2 protein-coding genes are annotated in these 13,096 nt (G+C 73.4%); one reads left to right on the top strand and one right to left on the bottom strand.

Annotated elements, in window-relative coordinates; translation table 11 throughout:
• The first annotated feature begins 40 nt into the window (after positions 1-40).
• On the top strand, positions 41-12,838 hold the full coding sequence (locus OHA11_RS45720; RefSeq protein ID WP_266508295.1) for a non-ribosomal peptide synthetase/type I polyketide synthase: 12,798 nt from the start codon (positions 41-43) through the stop codon (positions 12,836-12,838).
• Here OHA11_RS45720 and OHA11_RS45715 read toward each other — a convergent pair.
• Positions 12,819-13,073 carry a hypothetical protein gene (locus OHA11_RS45715; RefSeq protein ID WP_266508294.1) on the bottom strand — a complete coding sequence of 85 codons (255 nt, stop codon included), beginning with the start codon at positions 13,071-13,073 and terminating at the stop codon, positions 12,819-12,821. The genes OHA11_RS45720 and OHA11_RS45715 overlap by 20 nt on opposite strands.
• Positions 13,074-13,096 lie beyond the last annotated feature (23 nt).

Here is a 13,096-nt window from a genome sequence, read left to right as displayed (position 1 = left end):
CAGCCCTGCGCCATGCGCCTCCGCACGAACGAACGGACCCATGAAGACTGCATCGCTGTTTGACGTACTGCTGGACGCAGCCCGCCAGGCCCCCGAGCAGGTCATCGTCCATGTCCGTGGGGACGGAAGCGAAGTCGCGGTCACGTTCCGGCAGTTGCTCGACGAGTCCCTGCGCGTCGCGGGCGGCTATCGCCTCGCCGGGGTCGAGCCCGGCACATGCGTGCCGCTGCTCGCGGAGCGCAGCGAGGACTTTCAGCCGATGTTCTGGGGCGCGCTCGCCGCCGGGCTGGTACCGGTGCCGCTCGCTCCCGACGCCCGGCGGGTCGCCCCGGTGTGGGAGCACCTCGGCCGTCCCCCTGTCGTGGCGGACGCGGCCTGTGCGGGGGTGGCCGCCGAACTGCCCGCCGGCGCACGGGTGTTGCGACTGGAGACGCTGCGGGAGTGCGCCACACCGGTCGTCTCGCCGGTCGTGCCGAGGCCGGACGATCTGGCCTTCCTGCAGTTCTCCTCCGGCAGCACCGGGTCGCCCAAGGGCGTCGAGCTGACGCATGCGGCGGTCGTGGCGAACCTGCGGCAGATCGCCGCTGCCACGGCGCTCACCGAGCAGGATGTCGTGGTCAGTTGGATGCCCTACTTCCACGACATGGGACTCATCGGCACCCATCTGGCACCGCTGAGCATGCGGGTGAAGCAAGTGAAGATCGGCCCTCTGTCGTTCGCGAAATCGCCGCGCCTGTGGTTCGACGTGGCCGCCGCGCACCGGGCCACGGTGTTGTCGGCCGCCAACTTCGCGCTCGCGCTCGCCGTCCGCCGGGTCTCCGACGAGGTGCTCGCCTCGCTGGACCTGAGCCATGTCCGGCTGATGCTGGTGGGGGCCGAACCCATCTCGGCGACGGTGTGGCGGAACTTCGCGGACAAGATGCGGCCGACCGGCCTGGACCCGCGGGCGGCCACGCCTGTCTACGGGCTCGCCGAGGCGACGGTGGCCGTCACCTTCCCGCCGCTCGGTGAGGTGGCGGCGCCCGTGGTGCTGGAGCGGGCCGCCCTCAGCCGTGGCCGGGCGGTGGAGCGGGAGCCGGGCGGCGACGCCGTGGAAGTGATGGACGTCGGCCTGCCGGTGCCCGGCTGTTCGGTACGGATCACCGACGAGCTCGGCCGGCCGCTGGCTGACCGGCGGGTGGGTCACATCGAGGTCAGCGGCCCACAGATCGCGCGCGGCTACCACGGCCTTCCCGAACCGACCGCGCAGACCTTCGCCGACGGCTGGCTGCGTACCGGGGACCTCGGCTTCCTGCGGGACGGCCGGCTGTGTGTCAGCGGCCGCCACAAGGACGTCCTCTTCCTCAACGGCCGGACCTTCCACGCCCCGGACATGGAGGAGGTGGCGGCCTCGACGCCCGGGCTGCCCGCGGGCATCACGGCGGTGATCGGCTCCAGCGACCCGCTGACCGGGAGCGAGCGCGTGGTGGTGTTCGTGTCCTGGAGCCGCCCGCCGCGCACCGCGACGGAGGTGCTGGACCAGATCGCCCGGCGGGTCCGCGGAGCACTGGGCCACGACGACGTGTACGTCCTCGCTCTTCCTCCGTCGGCCTTCCCCCGCACGACGAGCGGCAAGGTGCAGCGGCAGCGGATGCGGGTCCGCTTCGAGGCGGGCTCGTACCGGCCGACGGCCTCTTCCAGCCCCCTCTCCAGCCCCGCGTTCATCCCTTCGGCCGCCGTCCGGTCCGCGTCCTCGGCCCCGACCTCCTCGGGCGCGTCCTCGGCCCCGACCTACGACGACACGTCCGCGGGCGGGCCGGGACGGCCGGACGACGTGGGGCGGACGGCGTCGCCCCGCTCCCGCGGTGACGTGCGGCAGGTGGTGCGCGATGTCTGGGCGCGGGTGCTGGCGCGGCCGGAGGCGTCTTTCGCGGACCGGGACCGGTTCACGGACCTGGGCGGCACCTCGCTCAAGGCCATGGAGGTCCTCGCCGAACTGGAAGAAGCCTTCGCCGTCACTCTGACGCCGGCCCTGATGCGCGAGGACACCGTCACCGCACTGACTGACCACCTGCTGACGGCAGTTGACGACACAGGGGACGGGCATGCGTACGCCGCCGACCGGAAGTCGCCCGCCGCAGACCGGGAGTCGCCCGCCGTCGACCGGCAACCGACGCCGCCCACCGCGGCAGTCAAACCCGCGACGGCGATCGTCGCGATGGCCTGCCGGTTCCCCGGGGCGAGCACGCCGGAGGAGTTCTGGGACCTGCTGGCCACCGGCCGGGACGCGGTCACCTCGGTACCGCCGGGCCGCTGGGACGGCGCACCCCCGACACGGGCGGACGGGCAGGCAGAGTGGCAGGCCGGCGGACGGGCGTCCACCGTCTCCGGCGGACGCTGGGGGTCCTTCCTCGACGACCCGGCCGCGTTCGACGCCGGACACTTCGGCATCGGTGACGAGGAGGCCCGCACGCTCGACCCGCAGGCACGGATCTTCCTCGAACTCGCCCACGAAGCACTGGAACGGGCGGGCTACGCCGGTCCCCGCCGCCGCGGCCTGCGCGTCGGCGTGTTCGCCGCCGTCGGAGACAGCGGCTACCGGCAGATCCTTGCCGACGCGGCCCCGGCCGGTGTACCACTCGCGGCCACGGCCCTGACCGGGAACCTGCCCAATCTGGTCGCCGCCCGTGTCGCACACTGCCTCGATCTCGACGGGCCGGCACTCGCCGTGGACACCGCGTGCTCCTCGGGTCTGGTGGCACTGCATCTGGCCCGGCGCAGCCTCGCGGACGGTGAGTGCGACATCGCCGTCGTCGGCGGCGTCAACCTCCACCTCACACCCGACGGCTACCAGGCGCTGGAGGCGGCACAGGCACTGTCACCGACCGGCCGCGGCCGCGCGTTCAGCACGGCTGCCGACGGGTTCGTACCCGGTGAGGGCGGAGCTGCCCTCGTCCTGCGGCCACTTGAGGAAGCGAGCCGCGCCGACGACGAGATCCTGGCCGTCGTACGCGGCACCGCCGTCAACAACGACGGCACCTCCCTGAGCCTGATGGCACCCAATCCGCAGCGGCAGCACGAGGTGATCGGCCGGGCGTACGAGATCTGCGGCGTCGATCCGCGGTCGGTGACGTACGTCGAGGCCCACGGGACGGGCACGGCCGTCGGCGACCCGATCGAACTGCGGTCCCTCGCGCATGCCTTCCCGGCCCGTCCGGACGGTCGGCGACGGCTGCTCGGCTCGGTGAAGACGAACGTCGGGCACCTGTTGAACTCGTCCGCCCTGCCCTCCCTGGTCAAGGTGGTGCTCGCGCTCGGGCACGGCCGGCTGCCGGCTTCCCTGCACCACACGCCGCCCTCCCCCGCGGTCGAACGGTCCGGGTTCGCCCTGGTCACCGAGCTGACCGCGTGGGAATCGCACGGCCCGCGCATCGCGGGCATCAACGCCTTCGGCTTCGGCGGTACGAACGCGCACGCGGTCCTGGAACAGGCGCCGTCGTCGGCCTCTGCCCCGGCCACGGCCACAGTCCCGGCCCCGGTTCCGGTCCCGGTCCCGGTCCCGGTCCCGGTCCCGGTTCCGGTCTCGGTCCCGGCCCCCGTGTCCGCGTCGCGCGAAGGAGGCGGCCCGCACCTGCTGACCCTGTCCGCACGCAGTGCGGGCGGTCTGGCCGCCTGGACGTCCCGGCTCACGGACCATCTGTGCGACCACCCGGAAATCGACGAGGGCGACGTCTGCCTGACGGCGTCCACGGCGCGGGACGAGGGGCCGCACCGCCTCGCCGTCGTGGCCGACGGGGACCTCCGGGAACGGCTCGCCGAGGGTGTGGGACAGCGGGGCGTGGGACAGCAGGGCGTGGTCACCGGGACGGTGGCGAACCGGCCACGGACTGTCTTCGTCTTCCCCGGCCAGGGCGCGTTGCGGCCGGGCCAGGGCCGTGCGCTGTACGCGACGGCACCGGTGTACCGCGACACGCTCGACGAGGCGTCGGCCCGGGTCGGCGCCGTGCACGGGCGGCAGTTGACGTCCTGGTGCGTGGACGCGGAGGTGGACCCGCGGGCACAGGCCGCCACGGAGGTGGCGCAGCCGCTGCTGGTCGCCCACGGGGTGGCCGTCGCCCGGCAGCTGATGGCCTGGGGCGTACGGCCCGACGCACTGGTCGGGCACAGCGTCGGCGAGCTCGCGGCCGCCTGCGTCAGCGGGATACTGTCGCTCGCCGACGCGGTGGGGTTCGCGGCGGAACGTGGGCGGCTCATGGGTACGTTGACCGCGCCGGGCGCGATGCTGGCCGTGCGGGGAGCCGACGAACGGGACGTGGCGGCTCTGGTGGCCGCAGCACCCGGCGAACTCGCGGTCGCCGCGTACAACGGTCCCGGCCGACTGGTGATCTCCGGTGGTCCCGACGCGGTCGAGCGGGCGGCGGAGAAGCTCGCCGGGCAGGGCGCGGCGGTGCGCCCGCTGCGGGTGTCGCACGCGTTTCACTCACCGTTGATGGAGCCGGTCTCGCAGGCCCTGGCCGACGCGGCACGGGCGCTGGACACCACGTCTGCCGCCCTGCCCGTGTTGAGCACGCTCACCGCCGAGTGGCAGCCGCGCATGGACTCGGACCACCTGCGCGAACACGCCCTGCGGCCGGTGCTGTTCGGCCGGGCCGTGGCACGGCTGCTCGACGAGGGCTACGACACGTTCGTGGAACTCGGACCGGACGAGACCCTCACGGGCCCGATCCGCGCGGCGGCGGCCCACCAGCGGGCCACCGGCGCGGACGAGACCGGGAGGGGCGAGAACAGTTCCACGGCCTGGGCAAGTGGTACAAGCCGCACGAGCAGTACAAGCGATACGGCTGCCGGGGCTGGTCGTGTGCTCGTCGTGTCCGCGCCCGGAAAGCCGGAGCCTGCCGGGGCCGCCGAGGACCGCCCCGCCGGCGGGGCGCGGGAGCTGCTGGAGACGGTGGCGCGGCTGTGGGTGCGGGGCGTGCCGCTGGACCGTACGGCACTCGACGCGGACCGGCGGCGCGTGCCGCTGCCGCCCTACCCCTACCAGCGGCGCCGGTTCTGGCCCGACACCCAGGCGCGGGGGCTACTGCGCGACACCCAGGCTCACGGGCTGCTGCACCGCGTCACGTGGGAGGCGGCGCCCCTGACCGACAACGCTCCCGCCGGTCCCGTACTGGTGACCGGCGCGGACGCGACGGCGGTGCGCGCGCTCGCGGAACAGCTCGCGGGTCAGGGCGTGGAGACGCTCACGGCCTCCGGGGCCGTCCGTCCGCAGACGGTGCTCCTGCTCGCCGGGCCGACCGTTCGGACCGGTCCAACCAGTGCGAACGGGTACGGCACGGCCGCCGCGTTCGACCGGATGCAGCGTCGGTGGGTCTCGGTGTTCCAAGAGGCACTCGCGCTCTTCGACCGGACCGGGGCCCGTCGGCTGCTGGTCGTGACCGAGGACGCGCACGTCACCGGAGTCGGCTCCGAGCGCCCGGACCCGGCACAGGCCGTGCTCGGCGGTCTCGCCCTTGCCGTGCCCGAGGAGTTCCCCGGAGCGGTGGCGAACTGGGTCGACCTCGCCTCCCTCGACGACGCCGGGCAACGGCTCCGGGCCGTCCTCGCCGAGACGGCGGCACCGCAGGCGGCCGGAGTGGTCGCCTGGCGGGACGGGCGACGGCTGGTACGGACCGTCGTACCGCAACCGGCCAAGACGCAACACGGCGAGGAACGGCTGCCCGCCGACGGCACCTTCCTGATCACGGGCGGCTGCGGCGGCATCGGCTCCGCGCTGGCCCGGGACCTCGCCGCCCGTGGCCGACCGGTGGTCATCCTCACGGGCCGCTCTCCGCGACCGCCCGAGGGCCTGGTGGAGGAACTCGTGGCGCTCGGCGCCGATGCCCGCTACCACCCGGCCGACCTCGCGGAACGGGACGACGTCGACAAGCTCGCCGCCGAACTGCCCCGGCTGGACGGTGTCTTCCACGCGGCCGGAGTGGTGCGTCCCGGGAGCCTGCGCGCAACGGACGTACAGGAGGCGGTGGATGCGCTGCGGGCGAAGACGCTCGGCACCGTGCTGCTGTCCGAGGCACTGCACCGGCACGGGCAGCGTCCCGGGGTGTGTGTCGCGTTCTCGTCCGTGTCCTCCGTCCTGCCAGGGCTCGCCGGGGCCCTCGGCGTCTACGCGGCCGGGAACGCCTTCCTGGACTCCTTCGCCGCCGCCGAACGGCGGGCCGGACGACCGTGGTTGTCGGTGAATCTCGGGCCGTTCGCCGAGACGGGACTCGCCGCCTCGCTCGGTGTCGGCGCCCCCGCGCGTGCCGGAGGCCGCCCGTTGGCGACCGCGCCCGCATTGGCCGCACTGCGTTCGGCGTGCGACACGGACGCGGCACAACTGGTACTCGCCGACCTGACGACGGTGCGGGGACCTGCCGTCGCCGACTCGCCGACGCGAACTGCGGCAACGCCCTTGCCGCAGTCGCGATCGGCGTCGACGTCGGGGGCGGGAGCGGGAGCGGCTCATCAGCCCTCCGGCACGGACCTGTCGACGTCCGTCTCCGGTGCTGCCGCCGTGCTGCGGGAGCTACTTGCGCAGTCACTGGGCATACCGGCGTCGGCAGTCGACGAGGAAGCGCCGTTCCTGTCGCTCGGGCTGGACTCGCTGGGCGCCGTCGATCTCGTCAAGCGGTTGGAGCGCAGGACGGGACGGTCATGGCCCACCACGCTCTTCTTCGAGTACCGGACGGTGCGCGAACTGGCCGCCCACGTCGACGCGCAGACCGCGGCCGAAACCGGAAGCGGAAGCGGAACCGGTGCCGGTGCCGGTGCCGGTGCCGGTGCCGGTGCTGACGCGCGCGAGCCAGGGTCGGACGCCCGCCGAGCCCCGCTTCCGCCCGCGGCGCACGACGGCACACCCTTCGCCCTCACCCCCGTACAACTGGCCCTGTACACCAGCAGCCGACTGCACCCGGACGTCCCGGCGCGCGGCCATCTCCGCCTGACGATCCGGGGCCCGCTGGACACGCACGTCCTCGGCCGGGCGCTGACAGTTCTGGCCGAGCGGCACGGCATGCTGCGGATGCGCGTCGACGACGCGGGCGCCACACCTGTGCAGCGTCTGGCGCCGACGATGCCCCTGCCGACCTGGTACGAGGTGCGCGAGGGCACCGCCCAGAGCGTGGCCGACGTCGAATCGGCCCTGTCCAACCAGCCGTTCAACCTGGCCGCGGAACCCCCGGTGCGGGCCGTCGTACTCCGCCAGGACCCGAACCTCGCGCACCTGCTGCTGGTGGTCCATCACGCGGCGGCGGACGGGTACAGCCTGAACATCCTGACCGAGGACCTGTGGGCCCTGTACACCGCGCTGTGGCGCGGAGAAGATCCCCAACTGGCGTTGCCTGCACCGGACTTCGCAGCGTACGCCGCTGCCGGCACCCGCATCTCCAGCTCCGGCCCCGGCTCGGGCTCGGGCTCGGGCTCGGGTGGCCCGGACGCCACCCGGCGTTACTGGGCCGAGCGCCTGGCCGGACGGGGTGAGCCGCTGCGGCTGCCGTACGACGGCGATCCCGACGCGCCCCCATCCGGTCCGCTCCTGCAACACCACGGCACACTCGACACCGACGTCACCGCCGGTCTGGAACGGCTGGCCGCCGCCCATGACGTATCCCTGTTCCATCTGCTGCTCGCCGCGTACGTGCGCTGCCTGGTGCGGTGGACGGGCCGTCGGGACATCGCCGTGAATGTGGCCCGTGCCCGGCGCGACGACCGGTTCGAGGGGCTGGACCGGCTCGTCGGTCCGCTCGCCGACACGCTTCCGCTGCTGTGCGAGGCGGACCCTGACGAGCCGCTCGGGACGCTGGCGGGGCGGCTGCGCCGCGCATGGCTGGAGAGCGAGCGGCATGCCGACCTGAGCAGTCTCGACCTGGCCGGGCTGCTGTCCGGCGCCGACGGCGGCCCCCGCACGGCGAGCCCGGCGGGCTTCAGCTTCGCCCGCTTCCCGGCCCGCCTGGCGGCCGACTGCCCGGTGGACGTACGGGCGACCTCGGCCGGTACAGGATCGGCCGCGACCCGGCTGAGCCTGCTGTGCTGGGCAGACGGCCCCGTGCTGCGCATGTCGTGGAACTTCCCGGCTCGGCTCTTCGAGCGCCCGACCGTGGCGCGTCTGGACCGGGAGTACCGCGAGGAACTGGCCGCGCTGTGCGCGCTCCCCACACCGCCTGCACCTTCGCTTTCGCTGTCGTCATCGCCTGCTGCGGCCGTCTCCCCCGCCTCCCTCGTGGCGTCGGCACCGCTCGCCGGATCGGACGGCGGCTCGACGCTGGTCACCCGGCTGCTCGACCGGTTCCGGGCCACGCCCGCGGCAACCGCGGTCGACGCCGGAGGGACGACACTCACGTACGCGGCCCTCGACCGCGCATCGGGTCTGCTCGCCGCGCGTCTGCGGGCCCTCGGCGTGCGTCCGGGCCACCTGGTCGGACTCCTCACCGAGCCGGGCCCGGACACCGTGATCGGCGTGGTCGGCATTCTGCGGGCCGGTGCGGGCTGGGTTCCGCTGGACTCGGCCCACCCCACCGCACGGATGGCGGATCAACTGGCCCGCACGGGTGCCACCACCGTCGTATGCCACGCCTCGACCCTGTCGACCGCCACCGCCCTCGGCGGAGTCCGGGCCGTGGCCGTCGACAACCTGCCGACCGCACAGGCCGACAACTCCGCACCGGCGACCGTCCCCGTGCCGGTGTCCGCCGCGGAGGCGATCGCGTACGTCATCTTCACCTCCGGATCCACCGGACGCCCCAAGGCGGTGCCCATCACCCACCGGGCGATGGAGAACTACCTCGACTGGGCCGTCACCACTTTCGGCTACGGCCCGCACGACCGCCTGGCACAGACGGCCTCGCCTTGCTTCGACGCCTCCGTACGCCAGTTGCTCGCACCGCTCCTGGTCGGCGGCACCGTGGTGACCGTGCCGCGGGACCTGCTGCGTGACCCCGAGCTCCTGCTCGCGTACGTGGAGCGGGCGCGGATCACCGTGTGGAGCTCCGTGCCGACGTTGTGGGAGCAGCTCCTGTCGGCCTCCGAGGAACGGGCAGCGCAGGGGGCGGGCCGACCGGACCTGTCGGCGCTGCGCTGGGTGCATGTCGGAGGCGAGGCACTCCCCGCCGAGCACGTACGCCGATGGTTCGACCTCTTCGGAACCGGCACACGGATCGCCAACCTGTACGGGCCCACGGAGGCCACCATCAACGCCACCTGCCACGTCATCGACGTGCGCCCCGGTGACGACGTACAGCTGTTGCCGATCGGTCGGCCCGTCGCCTGTACCGACCTGGAAGTGGTCGGCCCCGACGGTGTGCCCCGCGGGCCGGGCGAGTCCGGCGAACTGCTCATCGCGGGAGTCGGGTTGACACCCGGCTACCTGGGCGAGCCCGAGCTGACCGCCCGCGCGTTCGCCGTACGCGACGGACGCCGCTGGTATCGCAGCGGGGACCGGGTACGCCGCGCCGAGGACGGCACGGCGGACGGCACTCTGGAGTTCCTGGGCCGTGTCGACGATCAGGTGAAGATCCGCGGGAACCGGGTGGAACCGGGTGAGGTCGAGGCGGCCCTCCAGACACACCATTGCATCGCACGGGCCGCGGTGACCGCGCGGGAAGGGCGGCTGCTGGCGTTCGTCACCGTACGGCCCGGTTCCGGCCGACCGGACAGCCGTGATGTGCGCCGGTACCTGTCGGACGTGCTGCCGCCGTACATGGTCCCGGCCCGTATGACGGTCGTCGACGCGCTGCCGCTCACCGGGACCGGCAAGGTCGATCGTCGCGCCCTGTCCGACATGGCCGAGACTCCGGCGGAACGTACGGACCACAGGGAGCGTACGGACCACAGGGAGCGTACGGACCTTGCGCACCATGCGGACCGTGCGGACTTGGCGGTGAAGGACGCCGGGGTGGCGCCGGAGCAGGCCTTGACAGCACTGTCGGCGTCCCTGCCCGCACAGCCGAAGTCCCTGCCCGCACAGCCGAATTCCCCGCTCGCACAGCCGAAGTCCCTGTCCGCGCCATCGCCGTCCATGACCGCACCGTCGTCGACGACCGTCGGCCGTGGTACTCCCCCGGCGACGCCGACCGAACGACGGCTGGCCGGGATCTGGTCCGAACTGCTGGAGGCCGGACCGGTCTACCGGGAGGACGACTTCTTCGACCTCGGCGGCGACTCGATGCTGGTCCTCCAGGTCTTCGCGCGGCTCGGGAAGCAGGAAGGGCCGTTGCCCAGGCCGACCGCGGTCTACCGTCACCGCACCCTGTCCGCACTCGCCGGGGCGGTGGACGCGGCGATGGATGCGGCGGTGGACACGGCCGCCGGGCAACCGCGCGACTCGACCACAACCGCGGCCGTCCGCCCGGCGGGAGAAGACCATACGGCCCCGTTCCCGCTCACGCCGGGTCAGCGCGGTTTCCTCCTCGCCGAGGAGCTCTCACCGGGCGGCGGTGCCTGGCTGGCGCGGCTGCGGCTGTCCGGCCCGCTGGACCAAGAGGTCTTCCAGGCCGCGGTCGACCTGCTGGTGGAACGCCACGCCATGCTGCGTACCGTCTTCCCCTTCGGTGCCCGGCCGCCCGTCCAGCAGGAACTGCCGCGCTCGCTGCGGCTGCCGGTCGTCTTCGAGACGCTCGCCGACCGCGGCGAGGTGGACGAGCGTGCCGCGGCCGAGGCCGACCGACGCTTCGAGCCGTGGACCTGGCCCCTGCTGCGGCTTCGCGTGCTCACTGTGGCCCCGCAGGAGCACGTACTCCTCGTCCACGCACACCACCTCATCGGCGACGGGTACAGCGCCGCGTTGCTCATGCAGGAACTGACGGACGTGTACGACCGGCTGGCCGCCGGCCACACGACCGAGCTGTCCACACCGCGCGCCGCCTTCCGCGACCACTGTCTGCTGCTCGCCGGAGCGGAGTCCGGGGCCGCCGGAGCAGAGCCCGGCTCAGTGCCGGACGCCGCGGAACGCCGAGCCCGGCTGGGCGCCCCCTACCGGCCTCCGGTCCTTCGCGCCCCCGACGACGGCAGCGGCAGTACGGCAATCGGCAGTACGGCGATCGGCGGCGCGGCCACCGCGTTCCACTCGGCGGAGTTCGTGCTCGACGCGAGCCGGACAGCAGGGCTGCGGGCGCTCGCGGCGGAGGCGGGGGCGACGCTGTACGCGCCGCTGTTGACCGCCTACCACCAGCAGTTGACGGAGGCGACCGGCCAAGCGGACCTGATCGTCGGGCTGGCGGTGAGCGGCCGGGATCGTCCGCTGCCGGACGTGCACCGGATCTTCGGCCCGTTCGCCGCCGCCGTACCGGTGCGGCCGCCCGCCACAGCGGAACAGGAGCCGGCGGAAGGACACTTCGCCGGTGCTCTGCGCCGGATCGTGGCCGAGGCCGAGGAGGCGCGGACCCACGAGGACGTCCTGCCGCGGCACGCCAATGGGCTGCCGCTGACGTCGCAGTTCTTCTTCACCTTCCTGGACTTCTCCGCGCTGGCCGCCCCCAACGACGGCGGGCTGACGCTGTCGTGGGAGGAGGCGGACTCCGCGTTCGCCCCGCCTTCCACCGCGACGGACGTGTTTATGGCGGTGCGACCGGACGGGGACGGGCTGCGGGTAACGCTCCGCGGGTCCGCGAGGGCGTTCTCGCCGCCCGCGCTGGACAGCTTCGCGCGCTCCATCCGCGCCCGGCTCACGCGGGCCACAAGTCCTGGTTCCGCGGTTCGCCGGCAGAACCCTCAGTCGACGATGGACGCTGCACTCGTCGGATACCTGCCCGCTCCCGACCATCTGGCGCGGCTGGCGGGCCTGCCCGACGGGGCACTACCTCGCGCCGACCTGCGCGCGATGCTGTTCCCCGACGGCGAGCCGCGCCTGCTGGAGACGGTGACAACGACGCTGGGTCGGTCGGGCTTCGTCTGCGTGCCGCTCTTCGCCGACGAACTCGGCCGGGATCCCGGACTCGTGGGGCACACCGGCCGCGCGGTGTCACTGGCGGCCTCGCTCGGGGCACGCTGCGTCTCGCTGGCGGGGATGATCCCGTCGCTGACCGGTTACGGCTTCGACGTGCTGTCCTCCGTCGAGGAGGCGGTGGGCGTGACGACGGGCCACGCGGCGACCGTTGTGTCGGTGGTCAAGACGGTGCAGGCGGCGCTCGACGCCACCGGCCAGAACCTCGCGGACCTCAACGTCGCGTTCGTGGGCCTGGGTTCGATCGGCTCCTCTTCACTGGAACTGCTCCTCTCACAGGCCACCCGCCCGCCACGACGGCTGACGCTGTGCGATGTGCGCGGCAGCGGACCGCGTCTGACGGAACTGGCCCGGAACCTGCGTGAGCGAGGGCTGGCCGACGAGGTCGCGGTGGTGGAGTCCCGGCAGACGCTGCCCGACGCGGTGTACGGGGCGGATCTGCTGGTCACGGCGATCAGCGGCAGCGCCGCCGTACTGGACGTGGACCGGTTGAGGCCCGGCACCACAGTGATCGACGACTCGTTCCCCCACTGCTTCGACACCGGCCGGGCGCTCGCCCGGATGCGGGAACGGCAGGACGTACTGCTCCTGGGTGGCGGCCTGCTGCGCATCGGCCACGTCCGCCGTGAGCCCGCCGAGGGGCTACCGGCCGCCGCGGCGGCCGGCTATCTCGCCCAGCCGTGGATCGAGGACACGCTCGCCTCCTGCCGCACGGAATCCCTTCTCCAGGCCGCCCAACCGGAACTGCCGCTGGTACACGGCCTGGTGGACCGGGAGGTGGCGCACGCCTACGGGCAGGCCGTTGAACGGGCGGGGGTGACGGCGGCCCCACTCCACCTGCTCGGACACGTAATCGACGCGGACCTGCTCAAATGCGTCCGCCGCTGAGGCGGGATATCGGTCCACGCCGCCGCAGACCGGCACGGCGACCCACGGTGTAGGAGCAGAGAACCACGGTGGCGGTCCCCGTGCCGACCGCGGCCACCACGACCTTCCTGGCCTTCAGGAGGGTCCAGGCCATGCCTGCCTTTCCGACCGTCTGCTCGGCGGCCGACGTGACGGCTCCCTGCACTGTCCTGGCCGCTTCCCTGGCCTTCGTCGGCCTCTCGGCGCCCTCGGTCACGGTCTGCTTCTCTGCTCGCCCGC

Source organism: Streptomyces sp. NBC_00878 (genome assembly GCF_026341515.1).
Classification (GTDB): Bacteria; Actinomycetota; Actinomycetes; order Streptomycetales; family Streptomycetaceae; genus Streptomyces.
The sequence above is the reverse complement of the archived record's forward strand: the minus strand, read 5'-3'. Positions and strand labels throughout refer to the sequence as shown.

Coding starts and splice junctions, on each gene's coding strand:
- OHA11_RS45720 (WP_266508295.1), top strand. CDS start 41: ATGAAGACTGCATCGCTGTTTGACGTACTGCTGGACGCAGCCCGCCAG.